This is a genomic window from Vibrio palustris (genome assembly GCF_024346995.1).
Lineage (GTDB): Bacteria > Pseudomonadota > Gammaproteobacteria > Enterobacterales > Vibrionaceae > Vibrio > Vibrio palustris.
The window spans coordinates 472,918-490,971 of sequence record NZ_AP024888.1; the positions used below are offsets into that span (position 1 = coordinate 472,918).

At 44.9% G+C, this 18,054-nt stretch carries 14 protein-coding genes; 9 read left to right on the forward strand and 5 right to left on the reverse strand.

All coding sequences use genetic code 11. The annotated features are described in order from the left end of the window. Positions 1-177 precede the first annotated feature (177 nt). Positions 178-1,737 carry a pectinesterase family protein gene (locus tag OCU30_RS14520; protein ID WP_261821316.1) on the forward strand — a complete coding sequence of 520 codons (1,560 nt, stop codon included), beginning with the start codon at positions 178-180 and terminating at the stop codon, positions 1,735-1,737. A gap of 119 nt (positions 1,738-1,856) precedes the next feature. On the opposite strand, the gene OCU30_RS14525 is transcribed toward OCU30_RS14520, so the two are convergent. Further along, the gene (locus OCU30_RS14525) at positions 1,857-2,294 is read right to left on the reverse strand and encodes a DUF3859 domain-containing protein (RefSeq protein ID WP_077314342.1); all 438 of its coding nucleotides are present in this window, start codon (positions 2,292-2,294) and stop codon (positions 1,857-1,859) included. 292 nt (positions 2,295-2,586) lie between these two features. Between OCU30_RS14525 and OCU30_RS14530 the strand changes: the two genes are divergently transcribed. The 5 genes from OCU30_RS14530 to OCU30_RS14550 all read left to right on the forward strand — a co-directional run bounded on the left by OCU30_RS14530 (position 2,587) and on the right by OCU30_RS14550 (position 7,120). Then, a complete protein-coding gene (locus OCU30_RS14530) occupies positions 2,587-3,192 on the forward strand; it encodes a MarC family protein (RefSeq protein WP_077314341.1) in 606 nt (201 codons plus the stop codon). Between the two features lie 95 nt (positions 3,193-3,287). Then, positions 3,288-4,289: a Gfo/Idh/MocA family protein gene (locus OCU30_RS14535; RefSeq protein WP_077314340.1), complete on the forward strand. Its 1,002-nt coding sequence runs from the start codon at positions 3,288-3,290 to the stop codon at positions 4,287-4,289. 156 nt (positions 4,290-4,445) lie between these two features. Further along, positions 4,446-5,627, forward strand: coding sequence for an amino acid aminotransferase (locus tag OCU30_RS14540; protein ID WP_077314339.1), 1,182 nt, complete (start codon positions 4,446-4,448; stop codon positions 5,625-5,627). A gap of 27 nt (positions 5,628-5,654) precedes the next feature. Beyond that, positions 5,655-6,395, forward strand: coding sequence for an ATP-dependent zinc protease family protein (locus OCU30_RS14545; protein WP_077314338.1), 741 nt, complete (start codon positions 5,655-5,657; stop codon positions 6,393-6,395). A 338-nt stretch (positions 6,396-6,733) separates the two neighbouring features. Continuing rightward, the gene (locus OCU30_RS14550; RefSeq protein WP_077314337.1) at positions 6,734-7,120 is read left to right on the forward strand and encodes a hypothetical protein; all 387 of its coding nucleotides are present in this window, start codon (positions 6,734-6,736) and stop codon (positions 7,118-7,120) included. Between the two features lie 426 nt (positions 7,121-7,546). Here OCU30_RS14550 and OCU30_RS14555 read toward each other — a convergent pair whose 3' ends face one another. The 3 genes from OCU30_RS14555 to fruB are packed head-to-tail and all read right to left on the reverse strand — an operon-like array spanning position 7,547 to position 11,410. Continuing rightward, on the reverse strand, positions 7,547-9,301 hold the full coding sequence (locus OCU30_RS14555) for a PTS fructose-like transporter subunit IIB (RefSeq protein ID WP_077314336.1): 1,755 nt from the start codon (positions 9,299-9,301) through the stop codon (positions 7,547-7,549). Between the two features lie 15 nt (positions 9,302-9,316). Further along, positions 9,317-10,267 (reverse strand): 1-phosphofructokinase, encoded by a 951-nt coding sequence (gene pfkB / locus OCU30_RS14560; RefSeq protein WP_077314335.1) that lies wholly within the window; start codon positions 10,265-10,267, stop codon positions 9,317-9,319. Between the two features lie 9 nt (positions 10,268-10,276). Continuing rightward, on the reverse strand, positions 10,277-11,410 hold the full coding sequence (gene fruB / locus OCU30_RS14565) for a fused PTS fructose transporter subunit IIA/HPr protein (RefSeq protein ID WP_077314334.1): 1,134 nt from the start codon (positions 11,408-11,410) through the stop codon (positions 10,277-10,279). Positions 11,411-11,751: 341 nt separating this feature from the next. On the opposite strand from fruB, the gene cra reads away from it, so the two are divergent. The 3 genes from cra to OCU30_RS14580 all read left to right on the forward strand — a co-directional run bounded on the left by cra (position 11,752) and on the right by OCU30_RS14580 (position 17,040). After that, the gene (gene cra, locus OCU30_RS14570) at positions 11,752-12,738 is read left to right on the forward strand and encodes a catabolite repressor/activator (protein WP_077315076.1); all 987 of its coding nucleotides are present in this window, start codon (positions 11,752-11,754) and stop codon (positions 12,736-12,738) included. 123 nt (positions 12,739-12,861) lie between these two features. Next, positions 12,862-14,004, forward strand: coding sequence for an exonuclease SbcCD subunit D (locus tag OCU30_RS14575; protein WP_077314333.1), 1,143 nt, complete (start codon positions 12,862-12,864; stop codon positions 14,002-14,004). Next, a complete protein-coding gene (locus tag OCU30_RS14580; protein ID WP_077314332.1) occupies positions 14,005-17,040 on the forward strand; it encodes an AAA family ATPase in 3,036 nt (1,011 codons plus the stop codon). It abuts the gene before it with no gap. A gap of 98 nt (positions 17,041-17,138) precedes the next feature. On the opposite strand, the gene OCU30_RS14585 is transcribed toward OCU30_RS14580, so the two are convergent. Continuing rightward, complete coding sequence (locus OCU30_RS14585; protein WP_077314331.1) at positions 17,139-18,050, reverse strand: TonB family protein; 912 nt, start codon at positions 18,048-18,050, stop codon at positions 17,139-17,141. Between the last annotated feature and the right edge of the window lie 4 nt (positions 18,051-18,054).

The window sequence follows — 18,054 nt, forward strand, 5'->3', positions numbered from 1 at the left end:
CTTCATGCAACTCGTGAAGCATGATTAGATAATGCGTTGATGATGAATGTTTATAATAAAAATTTAATTTATGGGAAATTTACATTTCTGGAACAAAGTTAATAGTTTAGTTCTATATGGTAGGAAAACATAATAGGCTTAGCTAAACTGAGTTTTTAACTAAACGGAATGAACGATATGCGTGACAAAAATTTAAAACGGACTTTTATATATACAATGTCTTTACTTGGAGCTGGGTTAAGTTTGACGGTTAATGCCGCCGATATTAATACCACTCAGCAGCAACCGTCTAATTTATCAACATCTACAGCGACGTATGGTTTTACAACACAATTAACGCCGAAACCTAATAGTTTTCCTGTTCCAGAAGATACTCAACTAAAAATGGTGTTTGATTCGCCACCAACTCTAGGGCATGGTTCGATTCGTATTATACGTAGCCGAGACAACGTAGAAGTAGATAAAATATCATTAACTGATGAAGTGGATTCCTTGGGGATAGACCCTTATCGAACGATTAAGACTAACCCCGTTCGTATTGACGGTAAAACGGTACGAATTTCTTTGCATGCTCATAAACTTGACTTAGGTGAAAGCTATTATGTGGTTATTCCTGAGAGTAGTTTCTTAAATGCGAATTTGGCTGGTCAAGCCTTTAAAGGGATCGGTAAGGAAAGCGGTTGGTCTTTTACCACGCGCTTAACAGAACCTGAGGTGAATAAGGAAAAATATATCGTTGGCAAACAAGGCGCTGATGTTGATTTCCGTACCGTACAAGGGGCTCTCGATTTTGTCATGGAAAATGTGTCCGTTAATGATCCTGTAACGGTGTATATTAAAAACGGTATTTACGAAGAGCCGCTTTACTTAAGAAGTAAAAACAACTTGACGATTCAAGGTGAAAGTAAAGATAACACGGTTATTCGTTATACCAATAATGAGCAAATGAACATTGGCCCTTCCGGACGTTCGGTATTTTTAATTGAAAATTCCGATTTATTAACCTTAAAGAGCCTTTCGTTAATCAATACAACGTTGATTGGTAATGGCGGACAAGCAGAAGCATTGTACTATAACAGTAATAATGGTCGTCTTATCGCGAGAAACGCCAATTTTATTAGTGAACAAGATACATTAAACCTCAAAGGATGGACGTGGTTTTATAATACGCTAGTGGCGGGGAATGTTGATTATATTTGGGGATATCCTAAAGCGTCGGTGTTTGAAAATAGCGAAATTAGAACGATTGGAGATTCTCGTGGATATACGGGAGGCGGTTATATTTTGCAAGCCCGTGTAAGAAATGAAAATGATCCAGGGTTTATTTTTCTAAACTCCAAATTAACCCGTGGTGAAGGGCCTTTAAATCATCCTGTTCCTGATCGTAAATTCTATCTGGCACGTAGTGGTGGCTGTAACGGTTGTTACGATAATATTGTATTTGTGAATACTAAAATGGATGAGCATATTCGCGACGTTGGCTGGGCTAACGCGGTATTGCCAACGCCAAAAGTTGCGACTCCTTATCAAGGCTGGAGAGAATTTAATACCATGGATCTGGACGGTAATAAAATCGATTTACTTGAGCGTTTACCGACTCACGCCACTCAGTTAACGCAAGAAGAAGTCGTGAACAATTACTGTTCTCGTCAGCAAATTTTCTCAGGTTACAATGATGGAATGGGCTGGGATCCAATGCCAGGCAACACCGCCAATTGTGAAAATGCCTATCACTAATGTGCGATAACAGTGTGATTAGCACAATAGGTGTCTAGTCTTAACGTAAATGTCGATGAGGACACACGCTATATTTAGTGTGTGTCTTTTTTTGTTTCTCTTTTGTCGCCCAAGCTTACCTAAAATCCCCGTTTTTTCCAAAATTGGTCGGCATCGTTGGCCACGACTTTAAAATCTTTCTCGGCAATCACTTTGCCTGCAATTTCCATTTCCATATGCCACGTTCCTAAGTTGCTTTCTAGGCCGTTAATCGGGCATTGTAGTTGAATGGTATCCCCCAAGTAGAAATTCCAATCGTTACTACGTACATACACTTCGCCATCAAATGGCTCTAGCACTTGGCCTTTTTTGTTGAGTACACCTGGGTGCTGGATAGAAAACTTGAGCAATTGGCCTTTGGCTTTTTTGATATTGACAGTAAAGCCAAATTCGACATCTTCACTCGCAGGGATGACCTGAGTAAACTCGCGAACTTTAGGGAGTTCTTTGGATTTTTCATCCCAGTGAGAATAGATGCCGTAGGAAGAAATTTTGATGACTGGGGTTCGTTTTGCCACGCCTAGGTACTCGTTGATTGATGATACTGGGATTCTACGTAAATCAAGATGTCGCTTCAAATTAAATGGCGGATGTGTGTAGGTGGGTTGGCTTTTTTTATAAAAAAATAACTGTATTATTAATATTTTGGGAGTGGGGAGGGAATACACACCGAGTAACAAATCCTAACCATATCGTCATCTTTTATCAGTAACTTTGTAGTATTATGGCAAACTGGATTGGGAATATTATTGATTAGCGATACAGTATACCGATACTCAATCGCGACGAAAAAGAAGGAATAAAAGGGTAGTGATAGACAAAGTGATTCATGATTTTCTTATTATATGGGCAACGGTGGATCCCATTGGCACTATGGCACTTTTTGCCGGGCTTACCGCAAGTTATACCGCGCAAGAGCGTAGAAAAACGGCCTATAAAACGATCCTGTATGCCGTACTTATTTTAATTGGTGCCATTGTTATTGGGCAATTATTGTTAGGTGCGATGGGGATTAGCTTGATCTCGTTTCAGGTTGCGGGTGGTGTGATTTTATTTTTATTTGGCTTACAGATGATCTTTGCAGATGGAAAAAAAGATGCAACGGGCGAACCTATGCATGATATTGCGATTTTTCCGTTAGCGGTTCCAGCGACTGCATCGCCGGGTGCTATTTTAGCGGTGATCCTAATTACCGATAATAATATTTATACTATTCAAGAACAGATGGTGACGTCTCTTACTATGTTGTCGGTGCTTGCCCTCACGTTAGTGCTGTTGCTTTTATCTGGCGGTATTATCCGCATTATTGGTAACGGAGGAGCCTCTTTACTGACTCGCATTATGGGGATGATACTCGCGGCGTTATCGGTCGAATTTATTATGGAAGCGCTCGGTATTGAGAAATGGGTAGGGTAAAGAATCGCCAGTTTGCAATAGGGTGACTCTGTACGATGACTCAATAAAGACGTAAGCATGTCTGCACGAGAAACAGAACAAGATAAGGAATATTTATGGATAAACGAGTGGTTCGCTGGGGAGTCGTGGGAGTAGGTAAAATCGCACATCGCTTGGTTGATGATTTGGTTAAGCACAGCCCTAATGGGATGTTTTACGGCGCTGCGGCACGAAACCCAGAGCGAGCGAAGGCGTTCGTGGAACAATTCAATGGGCAAGTAAGTTACGCTTCTTATCAAGAATTAGTGCAAGATGCCAATATTGATGTGGTCTACATTGCTACGATTAACTCGGCGCATAAAGCGCTGATTGAGCTTTGTCTCAAGCATGGTAAGCACGTTTTAGTCGAAAAGCCGGCATTAACTAATGTCGCTGATTGGGATGAGATGACATCGCTTGCTAAGCAAAAAGGGGTACTATTAGTTGAAGCGATGAAGACGCTAACGTTTCCAGCTTATCGTGCGTTACGCCAGTTTATTCAAGATAATCAACTCGTCATTGAGCATATTGACGCTGCATTTGGTGGCGCACTACCGTTTGATCCTAATAATCGTGTGTTTGATGGTAGCTTGTGTGGTGGAGCGTCGCTTGATGTCGGATTTTATCCATTATGGCTCTATGCTGATTTATGTGAATGCCTCGATCAACCGCTCGGTGAATTAACCACGGAGTTTATTCAAGATAATGTCCATTCCTCAGTCGATGAAACGGCGATTTATCACTTCTCCGGTGCGGTCAGTGGCAAGATTAGCGCATCTATTACACGAGATTTATCCAAAATAGCGACGTTAACCGGCCCAGAGTTAACGATTACGATTGCCGAGAAGTGGTGGAACCCGAAGAGCATTATGATTACTTACCGCGGAGAATCTCATCATATTGATACATCTCCTCGTGGTGGTGGCTTTGAGCATGAAATCGCGCACATGAATGATTTAATTCAGCAGCAAGCCATCTGCTCAGAGGTGATTAAACTAAGTGTTGGCCGCAAAGTGATTGAATGTGTAGAAGCTGGGCTTATTGCTAATGGTTTCACGCATCTTACCCAGATTAGCTAAATCCCCCTTACCTGTGTTTAATTACCACGTATAAGTGGTGAAAGCTTAAGCATGAAGTATCATGTGGTGAATAAATAAGGGAAAATTCAGTTTGGCTTTTGTCCAAGCAGTGATAAATTACCGTCTATTATCCGTAACACAAGGCAGTGACCAACTATGTTTTCCCATTTACCCGCACCGGTACTCGATACCATTATTTCTTTATCCGCCGCATATCAAGAGGATACTCGTTCACAGAAAGTGGATCTCGGGATTGGCGTGTATAAAAATAGCCAAGGTCACACACCAATAATGCAGGCGATTAGTGCTGCACAAACTCGTGTTACTGCCGCGCAAACCACCAAAGCGTACGTGGGTATTGCTGGCTGTGAACATTTTAATCAAAGTATGACGGACCTCGTATTGGCGGATACGTCTGCACACTCACGAGTGGCAACAATTCAAACTCCCGGTGCAAGTGGCGGTTTGCGTATGTTCGCAGATCTTATTAAATTTGCGCAGCCTGAGAGCACGATTTGGCTCTCAAATCCGAGTTATGTTAACCATGCGCCAATAATGGAAGCAGCAGGGTTGGATGTGAAGTACTACGCTTACTTTAATCCTGAAACAAAAACAGTCGATAAAGAAGCGTTGCTAACCGATTTAGCGCAAGCGGGTCCTAAAGATGTCGTATTGCTACATGGCTGCTGTCATAACCCAACGGGGGCTGACATGGATTTTGCTACTTGGCAAGCCGTGACGGCGTTAGCACAGCAGCAAGGTTTCACACCGTTTGTGGATGCCGCTTATTTAGGTTTTGGTGACAGCTTTGCACAAGATAGTGCAGGACTTCGCTATATGGCCGATCACGTAGACGAAATGATGCTAACTGTATCATGCTCTAAAAACTTCGGTTTATATCGAGAGCGTACAGGCGCGGCAATGGTGATTGCGAAAACCTCACAAGAAGCGGCCAATGCCAAAGGGAAGCTGTTGAATTTAGCGCGTTCTTCTTACACAATGCCGCCAGACCATGGTGCGGCACTTGTCAGGACTGTGTTACAGGACGATGAACTCAAGGCAAGCTGGATGACAGAGCTGAGTGAAATGCAGCATCGTTTGTTAAGCCTTCGTCAAAGTTTGTGTAAAGAGTTGAGAAATAAACTGGATACTTCACAATTCGACTTTATCGAGCAACACAAGGGCATGTTCTCGGTGTTAGGGTTAACCCCTGAACAGATGACACGCTTAAGGGAAGAGTTCGCGATTTACGGTGTGACTGATGGTCGTATCAACATTGCTGGGCTTACAGAAGACGCCATCCCTTACGTTGCCGATTCGATTACGAAAGTGTGTTAAGTCTTAACCGTCTAATTAGGTGAATGAATGAAACAACAATGGAAAATCTTAGTACCTCTGATGTTGAGCGGCGGGCTAATGGCATGTACGACCACAGCAACGCAATCTCCAGATACAGATGCGCCAACGAAAAAAGAAAGCTCTGTAGAGAAAGATAAAGCCACAACGCCAAGTGCGAAAAAGGATGTGGTAGAGCGTAAAAAGGAAAAGGACTCTGTTGTTAAGAACGAACAACCTAAACAAAAAGTCGTGAGTAAGCCGAAAATAGTACGACCGAAAGTAGAAGGTAAAAAATTGAGTGATGGGAAACTTATTCTCGGCTCAAAAGAATGGATTCATTTACCAGGTTTAAAAGAAAATCTTGATAGTCGTGTCGATACAGGGGCTACCACGTCTTCTTTGAGTGCGGTCGATGTAACGCCGTTTGAGCGTGATGGCAAAGACTGGGTCAAATTTAAAGTTGAGCACAATGGGATAAAAAGTGAAGAAGTGAGCATGCCAGTAGCTCGCTGGGTACGTATTAAACAGGCAAACACCGAGAAAGGTGAGCGCCGTGCGGTAGTGAATATGTGGGTTGAAATCGGGGATTTGAAAGAAAAAACCGACTTCACATTAGCTGACCGTACTCATCTATCGTATCCATTGCTATTAGGTCGTAGTTTCTTCAAAGATGTCGCTGTTGTCGATGTCGGCCGTACTTATGTGCAAGGTAAAAACTTAGAGCATGACGGCAAAAAAGATGACGATAAAAAGATGAAAACGGAATAGTGTGTTTTTCATTTTAAAATAGGTTAGCTAATAAAAACCAGCGCTGTCGCTGGTTTTTTTTGTCTATAGAACGCATCATCGATCCAGATATATCAAGTATGGCGTTATGCGCATGCAATACGACGTTGCCACATTCGACGCGTCCTACGTATGTGAATCCACAAACAGACTTCGATTATTGATACAAAGGTTCACCGGCGACAATATTCAACCACACCATAAAACTACTCGATGGTGTTATAGGGGATGGGGAGGCTGAGTGATATTATAGCTGTGTACTATCTACACCAACAGCGAATCATCATTCCCATTATTTCGTCATAATTAAGGTGAAACTTATGAAAGCTCCGTCATTTGCTCCGTTACTTTTGGGTCTATCATTTATTCTATCTGCGAGCAATGCATCGGCAAATACGGATGCTATCAATAACGTACACGACCAAAAATCAGTTTGTTTGAACGTAAGCTGTGAAGTCGGTGAGCTTTTTATTTACGATGTAGCAACAATAAAAAGCGACCTTGCACAGGTGTTCTCTGATGATACCAGCAAGCCTAAATCGTTTGAGCCTTCTGGCGGGCAATTAGTGAATCAAGACTATTATAATATGGCGACGTTAAAAGCCTCGTTTAACAATGATGATAGCAAAGAGTTGTCTAATTCTTATATGGCAACCATTGATATTGAAGCAAAAGCGTTGTTTTTGACGGTAAACCTCATTATCTAAACATTATCGCTGCTGTTGATGGTATTTGTGTAGACTCCAGACTTTATCGGTTCTGGAGTTTTTTGATCGTGCCTCTCTCGGTATTATCCACTGTCTTTATCGTCATTTGAGTTTGCCACTCTCTTCGCTGGAGAAGTCAGGCTATTTAGGTTAATGACGTCTGATTTAAATAGCGGTCGCTTATTAAACTTAACCTAACCGATGACTCCGTAACTAAGGGGATATCATTTTCGGTCCGGTGGTTTTTTTATTTCAGAGGGGGAGTAATAGAAAAACAAGAGTGACAGTGTTAACGCAAAAGGTCAGACAATTAGCATACCGCCAGCGATAAAAAAACCGATGCCGTAGCATCGGTTTTTTAGCGTCAGCGAATGAAACAATCCCATCCGTTTAGACAAATATCGATTGTTTCTTGTCGATTACTGCCTATAGTAAGTTACTTTCGACTTTTGGTACTGGCTTAATTGCTGAGTAGATAGTCGCAGTGACTACCGTACCAATCACAATCGCTAGAAGGTATAGCAGTGCATGTGAAATCGCACCAGGGATCAACAGTACAAATAGACCACCATGTGGCGCCATAAGTTTGATGTTGAAGTACATAGAAAGCGCACCAGTAATCGCACCACCAATCATACAAGATGGAATCACACGCACTGGATCTTTCGCTGCGAATGGAATCGCACCTTCAGAGATGAAGCATAAACCAAGAACAAAGGCTGCTTTACCACCTTCACGTTCTGCTGCAACAAATTTACGGCGTGCCACAAATGTTGCTAGACCCATCGCTAGTGGTGGAACCATACCCGCAGCCATGATTGCCGCCATTGGTAAGTATTGTTGTGAAGCGAGTAGACCAACACCAAACGTGTAAGCGGCTTTGTTAACAGGACCGCCCAAGTCGAAACACATCATCGCGCCAAGGATAATACCCAGTACGACTGCGTTTGCTTCACCCATTGTGTTAAGGAAGTCGGTCATTGCAGTCATAATTGCCGCAACTGGTGTACCAACCACGTAAATCATCACCAAACCGGTAAATAAACTCGCCACGAATGGAATAATCAAAATTGGCTTTAATGATTCCATTGAGGTTGGAATCGGCAATTTATCAGCAATCAGTTTCGCAGAATAACCTGCAATGAAACCGGCTAAAATACCACCAAGGAAACCCGCCCCCAGCGTACTTGCGAGCATACCACCAATCAGACCCGGAGCGAGACCAGGGCGATCCGCAATCGAGAAGGCAATAAAGCCAGCTAAAACAGGAATCATCAGTTTGAAGGCTGCGCCGCCACCAATATTCATTAATGCGGCAGGCAATGTACCTTCTTGTTCAAACGCTTTGATACCAAACACGAAAGACAGGGCGATTAATAAACCACCGGCTACCACAACTGGCAGCATGTGCGACACACCTGTCATAAGGTGTTTGTAAACGCCTTTTTTCTCTTCTGTTTGGCTGCTTTCTTCATTAGAAGCCGCACCAGTTTGTTGGTAAACCGTTGCAGTAGCAAATGCGTTATTGATTTCTTGCTCGGTTTTTTTCAATGCCGCGCCAGTGCTGGTACGGTACATTTTTTTGCCGACGAAACGGTCAAGCGCAACATCGATATCACAGGCAATGATAACCACATCCGCTTGTGAAATTTGCTCTGAAGTCAGTTGGTTTTTCGCACCAACCGAGCCGCGTGTTTCCACGTGGATTTCGTGACCTAGGCGTTTTGCTTCTTCGGTTAACGCGTCGGCTGCCATAAAGGTGTGTGCAACACCCGTTGGACAAGCGGTAATCGCGACAATTTTCTTCGCGCCGGTTGCGTCCGCTGCTGGAGCCGCTGTTGGCGCACTTGCTGTCGTCACGTTATCTTGCGTCAGCTCTTGTGCTTGTTCTGTGGCGGTTTTTAAATACGCCGCCGCATCAGCCATGCAAGCTGAGATGTCGCTTTGATAGACTTTTTTACCAACGAAACGTGATGTATCTATGTCAGTATTGGCAGCAATAACTACCACATCTGCTCCATCAATATCCGCTTGTGATAGAGGCGTCGCGTCAATCACTGAACTTTGGCATTCCACTTTCGCAGTCCAGTTGAGAGATTGAGCAGCTTGCTCTAGCAAGCCAGCGGCTATGATGCTGTTCGCCACGCCACTTGGGCAGGCTGTAATAATGGCAATATTCATAGTGATGACCTTGTCTTATTCAGTAAGTGCACTTACTGGTTTTAATTGGATTTTTTCTTGTAGGGTGTTTAATGCTTGTGCGTCATCTATACCAACGCCCACTTGGGACACGGCAAGCGCAGACAGCGCAGTTGCAAAACAAATCAGCTCTGATTTTTCCATGGCTTGCATATGCCCCCAACACATACCCGCTACGAGCGTATCACCGGCACCAACGGTACTGACGACATTCATACGAGGCGGTTGTGCGTGTAACCATTCGCCTTGGTTAAACCACATGGTGCCATTAGCGCCCATGGAGACAACAATATTCTCAATGCCTTTATCAGCGAGTTCTTCTGCTGCGACTCGACATTCAGCGGGCGTATGCAGCTCACGGCCAACAAATTGCGCCAGTTCTTCATCGTTTGGTTTAATTAACCATGGATGCGCATCTAGTCCTTGCGCTAACGCTGCACGACTACTATCAAACAGAACTTTTTTGCCCATTTGATGCAGTTTCTCAATCCATTGCGCGCATTGCTCTGCAGAAACCCCGGCAGGCAGGCTGCCAGCCATCACGAAGAAATCGTGATCCTCAGCTAAGCGCATCAATGTCTCTTCAAAGGCGGCAATCGCTTGTGCATTGACATGAATCCCAGGGAAGTTGATATCGCTGACTTCCCCGCTGGCTTCAACCAATTTAACATTGATACGCGTTGAACCAGCAATACGGACAAACTCGTCTTGTGCGCCCATGTCTTTAAACAGCTGTGCGAACATTTCTTGGTTATCGGCACCAAGAAAGCCTGTAACGGTTACATCTGCACCTAAGTCACTGAGTACTTTAGCTACATTCACACCTTTACCGGCGGCATGAAGATCGCTGTCTTTGACTAAGCTTACCGAGCCGACATTGACGGTATCAAGGTTACCGGTCAAGTCTAATGCTGGGTTTAGCGTAATCGTGACTACTTTTTTCGTCATGAGATCTCCTTAACTCTCGCCTAGGCCAGATTCGATCGCGGCGCCGATAGCGGCTAATGCTTCAGCGGCATCGGCACCTTCAGCGGTAAATTGCAGCTGGTGACCTTTTTTGACGCCTAATGCGATAACCTTCATTAAGCTCTTCGCATTTACCGAGCGGCCATCACCGTCTAGGTTGACTACTTTGATGGTTGATTCGAATTTTTTCGCTTCGGCAACCAACATCGCGCCAGGGCGAGCATGTAACCCGTGACCGTTTTTAATCACGAAGATTTGCGTATTATCGTCTCCTGACTCGGCGGAAACTTCTTCGCCATTGAGTAGTGCGACAACGCTTTGCGCCGAATCGGCACTCACTAAGTCTGCTTGTTGCTGTTTAAACACTAAGCTTGAAATGTTCGCCATCAAGCCTTGGTGTGCACTGTTACAACCTGCTACTGCGATCAATGCTTTAACTGCTTGCCCATCAATTTGACAATCTGCATTGGTAGACACGAAAGAAAGGCCTGTACGGGTAACCCCTTTATTGCTACTGACTAACCAAAGGCCATTGCCAAGTGATGTTGGTGCTTTGGTCACAAGGTCAGCAACGAAGTCAGCGTTTGCATTGCCTTTGTTTTTCAATAGACCACCAGCAACCGCGCTCAATTGGACGATATCGTTGGCTGGAAATTGTACTTGTACAAGCGAAGCATCGAGGTCGGCTTCAAATTGTACGTCACCATTGAGAATGGCGATGATATCTTTTTCAGTTTTAGCTGCTTTTAAGCTTTCTTCCACGCCATCTGAAGCAAGAACTTTGGTCAGTTGCTTCAAAATGCCGAGGTGCTCATCAGATTTAGCGGCGATACCGATCGCAACATAAACGGTGTTCCCATCTGCCCAATCAACCCCTGCAGGGAAGTGGTGGATAGCAACGCCTGTACTATGAACAAGGTCACGTGTGTCCGTCGTTCCATGTGGAATAGCGATGCCATTACCAAGAAACGTGGAATTCTGACCTTCCCGGTTCAACATTCCTTCTACATAACCGTCTGCGACGTAACCATTATCAGTTAGGTCGGCAGCGATCGCTCGAATCGCGTCAAGCTTGTCGTTCTGTGCTTGACCCAGTTTGATATCTTGCGTAGTAAGTTGCAGCATGTTTGCCCCTTTATATAGCCTTACGGCTTCATTGTTGTCACCACATTTCTTTGCTGTGGTATTTCGTTTGTGCTTTAGTGTCTGAACAAGCTGAATCGGTTCAGTAAAGCAGTCAAAAAATTCAGCGAAACCACTTTTTGTCAAAAATCGTTGGTGTTTCACAGAATCAAAAATAGTCTATAAAACTCAATAGGTCGATTATATTATGGCTTGGCTGAACACTTTAGCATGCTATACTGAATCGATTCAGCAAGGAATGCAACTGCAAAAAGTAAGAGGTCGTGATTTCTATGATCCGACGCACATTGACAGTAAAAGAGCTCAAAAACGAGACCAAAACTATGACCTTAGATAAGATCGCCAAGTTGGCAGGCGTATCGAAAACAACGGCGAGTTATGTCATTAATGGCAAAGCGCAGAAATATCGAATCAGTGAAAAAACGCAAAAAAAAGTGTTAGATATTGTGGCCCAGCACAACTATCGACCTGATCATGCCGCGTCCGCACTGCGTGCCGGCAGTAGCCGTTCTTTTGGTTTGATTATTCCAGATTTAGAAAACACCAGTTACGCTAAATTGGCAAAATTACTTGAACAGAACTCTCGTCAAGCCGGTTATCAAATACTCATTGCGTGTTCGGATGATAACCCCGATACCGAGAAAGAAGTCGCGAGCACGTTAATTAGTCGGCGTATTGAGGCTTTATTTGTCGCGAGTACGATGCCCAATGCCAGCCACTTTTATCAAAACTTACAAGCAATGGGGACACCAGTGATCGCCATTGACCGTCCCTTAGATGATGAGTATTTTGCCTGTGTCATCAGTGAAGATTTCAATTCCGCGTTAGAATTGACACGCTCAGTCCTCGACAACAGTGTTCGTAGCATCGGTTTGATTGGCGCATTGCCAGAATTGAGCGTATCGCAAGAACGTCAGTTGGGATTTGAAGATGCGATTGAACCTTATGGATTAGTCCCTTTATTAGGGTACGGAGAGCACTTTCATCGTAATGATGCGCGTACGGTATTTACCCGTTGGGTGGATGCGGGCTGTGTTCCAGATGCGGTGGTAGCGACGTCTTATACCTTGCTAGAAGGGATTTTAGATGTGCTGTTAGAGTATCCAGATTTAATGCAGCGTATTCGTTTGGCGACTTTTGGTGATAATCGCTTATTAAATTTTTTACCAACTAAAATTAATTCGATGCCGCAACAATTTGAATTAATTGCCGATAGCGCTCTAGAGTTGGCGCTTAATGCGTCGGCGAAACGTTGTCAGCCGGGGATTGAATTTGTGCCTCGTAAGCTCAAAATGCGCTCTAATGCGTGAGCCTGTTGGGGGCTGAGTTAACTCACGAGCAAATTGTCGGCAAATTGCTCGTATGGCTGTCGCAGCTAAGAAAGGACTTAGGTATACTGAGTCCATCTCTTTGCGCATAACGACAGGACATCAATGAAGTTTTTGCATACCTCCGATTGGCACCTTGGCCGTCAATTTCACAATGTATCGTTGCTCGATGATCAGGCCGCCATTTTAAATCAAATCGTTCAATATATTGCCGATAACCCCGTTGATGCCTTAATCATTGCGGGTGATATTTACGATCGTTCAGTTCCACCTGCCAATGCCATTGAATTACTCGATCAGATATTGACGACCTTATGCGAAGATATGAACGTCCCCGTGATTATGATTCCAGGCAATCACGATGGGGCTGCTCGGTTAGCATTTGGCGCCCGTCATATGCGTAATGCGGGTTTGCACATTATTGCCAATTTTGAGCAGATGCTCGAACCGGTCGTGTTATCGTCAGAGGACGCTGGCGAAGTGGCATTTTACGGTATGCCATATCATGATCCTGAAGTGGTGCGTCACGCTTATCAAGTGTCGCTCAGTAGCCATGATGAAGCGCACCAGTTATTGTGCGAAAAAATTACCGCTACCTTCAATCCGAATCAACATCATGTATTAATTAGTCACTGTTTTGTGGATGGTGCGATGGAATCAGATTCTGAGCGTCCACTGTCAATTGGAGGATCAGATCGGGTTAATCATGAACATTTTATGCCATTTGATTATGTGGCGTTAGGCCATCTTCATCAGCCACAGAAAAAAGGCTGTGATTACATTCGTTATTCGGGCTCGCTGATGAAATACAGCTTTTCCGAGCAGCATCAGAACAAAGGCATGACATTGGTCTGTTTTGATAAGCAAGGGTTTGCGGGAAGTGAATCGATCCCTTTAGTGTCTCCTCACGACATGCGCATTATCGAAGGAGAGCTACACACTATTATTGCCAATGCTGCGCACGACCCCCAACCGAATGATTATTTATTGGTGAGATTGACGGATCAGCACGCGATTTTAGATCCGATGGAAAAACTGCGTCAGGTATATCCGAATGTGCTGCATATTGAAAAGCCGGGCATGTTAATAGGTGTCGACCAACCGGTCACTAGCCAGCGTTTAAAGCGCAGTGAAGTCGATATGTTTGCAGATTTTTTTAATGAAGCGCAGCAAGCCAATCTGACTAGCGCGCAAGCCGAGGCGATTGCCGCTGTCGTGCATGAATTAAAGCAAGGAGACAGCGAATAAATGCGTCCTATTTCTCTGACATTGCAAGCCTTTGGGCCATTTGCCGATCAGCAAACGATTGAGTTTGATCGCTTTGGCGCCGCGCCATTATTTTTGATCAATGGAGCAACGGGAGCGGGTAAAAGTTCGATTTTAGATGCCATATGTTACGCCCTTTATGGCGAAACCACGGGAAGTGAACGCACGGGCGATCAAATGCGTTGTGACTATGCCGATCCTAACCTATTGACGTTTGTCCGTTTTGCCTTCGCTCTGGGGGATAAGCAGTATGAAGTTGAGCGCTACCCAGAGCAACAGGTACCGAAAAAACGCGGCGAAGGATTTACACGTAAAACTCATAGCGCCACGTTAATTCGTCGTGTTGAGGAAGAACAAACACTGCTCGCGAATAAACCGACACCTGTGCGCAAAGCCGTGGAAGAGCTGCTGGGTTTAGAGGTCAATCAATTTCGTCAGGTGATGGTGATCCCACAAGGAAAATTTAGAGAGCTGCTTATTGCCAACTCTAAAGATCGTGAAGCTATTTTTGGTCAGCTTTTTCAAACGCATATTTATACACAAATTGAGCGCGCTTTATTTGAACGGGCCGCGGGGATACGCAAAGAAAAAGACGAATTTGATAATCAAATAAAAGGGGCGCTGAATGTCGCAGCGCTGGAGAACGAAGGGGAACTGGATAACGCCATCGCTGAATTGACGCCACGATTAGCGCAGAGTCAAGAAGCCTACAAAACGTCACAACAGCGGCGAGATAATGCCAAACAAGCTTTGCTTGATGCGCAGCAATTAGTTAAACAGTTCAACCAGTTAGCAACGCTTAAACAGGCGTTACATCAATTAAACACGCAACAAACGAGTATCGATGCTAAGCGTCAACAGATCAAAAATGCCGAGCAAGCCGCACAGTTGGATGTCGCATATTCTCAATATAAAGATGCGCAAACTCAAACGGTGCACAGTCAGCAGCAGCAGACGAACGCTCAGCAAGCCGTCAACGATGCCACCCAGGCGCTGACACAAGCGCAAACCGAGTACGATGAGGTGCAAGCGCAGCAAACGGCGTTGCCCACGTTAACGCAAGAGCATTATGATTTGCAGAGTATGGAAAATAATGTTCGGCAACTCCAAACGCAGCAACAGGCATTGAGTCAAGCCCAGCAGACGTTGCAGCGTACTCAACACAAACGTCAAGACATCGAACGTGCTATAGCAAATACTGAGCAGCAATTGGTGCAACAACGTCAGCAATGGGAGCAGGCTGCGCAGCAACGTGCCGGCTTAGAAGGGCAGAAACTCGCATTGACACAGTGTGTCGAGTTGATCAATAAACGACTGAATGAAAGTAAGTTATTGCGCCAATGTAGTGAAAAGCAGCAGGCAATGCAGGCATGTAATAACGACTATAACGCGGCAAAACAAACGAGCCTCTCGGCAGCTCGTTATGCCGATGAGCTTGAATTGAAGTGGCATCAGAATCAAGCAGCTATTTTAGCTGCTCGTTTACAACCCAATCAAGCTTGTCCAGTGTGTGGTAGCCATGAGCATCCTCATCCTGCGCAAAGTAATAGTGACACTGTCACTAAAGAGCAGGTGCAAAGCGCACGACAACAGCAAAGCCGCGGTCATCAGCAAGAATTGTCGGCAGCGACTGCGTATCAGCAAGCGAGCGCGGATTTGCATTTTGTGCAGCAACAACTGAGTGAATTGCAGGAAGACTTAGCACAGCAAGCCAGTTTAGATGAGTTGCAGCAGCAGCGCCAAGATTTGCAGTCCACGATTCAAGAGCGAGAAGCCATCAATCTTGAACGTTTTGCTGAGCAAATACGTCAAACAGAGCATCGTCTTACCCAGCATAAACAGCAAGCCGAGCAATTGCATGATGAAACAGATAAAGCTCAGCAATATTATACTCAGTTAGAAACGGAGGTGAATCGATTACAAGCATCGTTACACCCCGATTGGAATACACTTGATAAAGTGCTGGCACGTAAGCAAAGTGTTGAGCAGCAAATGAAAGCGTTAACCACGCAGCTGCAAAATGCTGAGCAGCGTTTAAATCAAGCGCGCTCGGCGGCCGCCGCAGCGAATGCGTTTGCCGAGTCGGCCGCTAAACAACTAGAACAATGGCAGCAATCGCTTGAGACAATGCATGAGGCATGGCTAAGAGCACTGCAACAAAGTCCATTCACCGATGAGGCTGCCTACCAGCAGGCGCGTTTGTCTCATGATACCCGAACAGCACTTAACCAAGATGTTCACGCATTTGATGAGCAATTAGCCCGATTAACTGGTCAGTTAGAAAGCTTGCAGGCTCAGCTTGCCGAGCACACCATTCCCGATATTGTACCACTTGAAGCGACGCTTGAGGCTTGTCAAACAGAGGTCACTTCTGCCTTTAATCAAGTCACTGAGCTTGCTTCACGCATGGATAATTTACGTCAAGTCAAAGCGAAATTGGTGGACTTGTATGCGCGCAATCAAGCGTTAGAAGCCAAATATCAGGTGTATGGTACGTTAAGTGATATTGCGAACGGCCGCACTGGAGCGAAAGTCAGCTTACACCGCTTTGTACTAGGGGTCTTGCTCGATGATGTGTTGATTCAAGCGTCGCAGCGCCTACAAATCATGAGTCGTGGCCGCTATTTATTGAAGCGTAAACAAGAACGAGCGAAAGGTAATGCCGGCTCAGGGTTAGATTTGATGGTAGAAGATGGCTATACCGGGAAATGGCGTGATGTGGCGACGTTATCAGGGGGCGAGTCATTTATGGCAGCGCTATCGTTAGCATTAGGTGTCTCGGATGTTGTACAATCATACAGTGGTGGTGTCCGTCTCGACACGCTATTTATTGATGAAGGGTTTGGCAGCCTTGATCCGGAATCGCTCGATTTGGCCATTCAAACCTTAGTGGATTTACAGCAAGGCGGGCGAACCATTGGGATCATTTCGCATGTTAGTGAACTTAAAGAACAAATTGCGCTGAGATTAGATATTCAAGCGTCCCGTTTGGGGAGTCACATTCAGCTGGTGTCTTAGTCCGTTTTCATCGTCTTGCTTAAAGACAACCTAAGATGAAATAACAGGGTGCAAAACAAAACAGGGAGCCGCTCACTCCCTGTTTTTATGTATATCGCTTAGTGAATGCGATAGTCAATATCCATGCGGTAACGACGATTTTTCCAATGTACGTCACTGGGAGGTGTAGGGAAGGGCTCTGCTTGTTTCAATAGGCGAAGCGCGGCTTTATCAAAGGCGCGTACGTGCGCGCTTTTCTTAATGGTATAGTCAAGTACGTGACCTTGTCTATCGAGCACAAATTGCAGTGTAACCGTGCCACGTTTCCGACGAGGATTTAAAACGCGTGGCGTCTTTTTATGTTTGAGCAAATGTTGACGTACTGCAAAATCAAACCGATTGCTATTACTGGCACTGGCGGCTTGGTCACCGGTTCCCGTTTCTTGGACGCGTGGCTTATTTTGGCTTGAGCCATTTTTTCCTGCTTTTCCTGCTGTTTGTGCTTGCGAAGCCTCTTGTGGTCGTTTCTTTGGCGTACTTTTAACGGGCTTTTTGACCACCTTTTCAGCTTGGGGTTGTTTTTTCGCTCGTTTCCGCACTGGCTTTGCTTGTTGCTTTTTAGGCGGAGTTTTAGTTGACTCTGCTGTCTTGGCCGGGGTGATTGGTGTTTTTTCTCGCTTAGGTTCTGTCTTGACTGGTTTGGGTTTTGGTGTGGTTTTTTGCTTAGTCGGGACAGAGTCAGCGGTCTTAGAAACCACTTGTTTTGTTTGAGCAACGACCTGTTTTTTCACCGGTGGTGTATCCCTAGGTGCCGGTGTTTCTGAAGACAGGTTTGCATTCTGCGGTGTTTGCTGTGCTTGCGCAACGGCTCCGGCAATCGCTGATTGCATCCCTACGCTAATGGCAAAATGATCTTTGTCTAGAGCCATAACTTGTTGTGGCTCTGGCACACTCCATAGCATCCAAATAGCGCCGTGCAGAATACTAGACGCAATGACACAAAGAGTGAGTCGTAATGAAGGCGCAAACATATGT

Bases quoted from the DNA above. Each gene is read 5' to 3' on its own strand.
- OCU30_RS14520 (WP_261821316.1), top strand. From the start codon at position 178: ATGCGTGACAAAAATTTAAAACGGACTTTTATATATACAATGTCTTTA.
- OCU30_RS14535 (WP_077314340.1), top strand. From the start codon at position 3,288: ATGGATAAACGAGTGGTTCGCTGGGGAGTCGTGGGAGTAGGTAAAATC.
- OCU30_RS14540 (WP_077314339.1), top strand. From the start codon at position 4,446: ATGTTTTCCCATTTACCCGCACCGGTACTCGATACCATTATTTCTTTA.
- OCU30_RS14545 (WP_077314338.1), top strand. From the start codon at position 5,655: ATGAAACAACAATGGAAAATCTTAGTACCTCTGATGTTGAGCGGCGGG.
- OCU30_RS14550 (WP_077314337.1), top strand. From the start codon at position 6,734: ATGAAAGCTCCGTCATTTGCTCCGTTACTTTTGGGTCTATCATTTATT.
- OCU30_RS14555 (WP_077314336.1), bottom strand. From the start codon at position 9,301: ATGAATATTGCCATTATTACAGCCTGCCCAAGTGGCGTGGCGAACAGC.
- pfkB (WP_077314335.1), bottom strand. From the start codon at position 10,267: ATGACGAAAAAAGTAGTCACGATTACGCTAAACCCAGCATTAGACTTG.
- fruB (WP_077314334.1), bottom strand. From the start codon at position 11,410: ATGCTGCAACTTACTACGCAAGATATCAAACTGGGTCAAGCACAGAAC.
- cra (WP_077315076.1), top strand. From the start codon at position 11,752: ATGACCTTAGATAAGATCGCCAAGTTGGCAGGCGTATCGAAAACAACG.
- OCU30_RS14575 (WP_077314333.1), top strand. From the start codon at position 12,862: ATGAAGTTTTTGCATACCTCCGATTGGCACCTTGGCCGTCAATTTCAC.
- OCU30_RS14580 (WP_077314332.1), top strand. From the start codon at position 14,005: ATGCGTCCTATTTCTCTGACATTGCAAGCCTTTGGGCCATTTGCCGAT.
- OCU30_RS14585 (WP_077314331.1), bottom strand. From the start codon at position 18,050: ATGTTTGCGCCTTCATTACGACTCACTCTTTGTGTCATTGCGTCTAGT.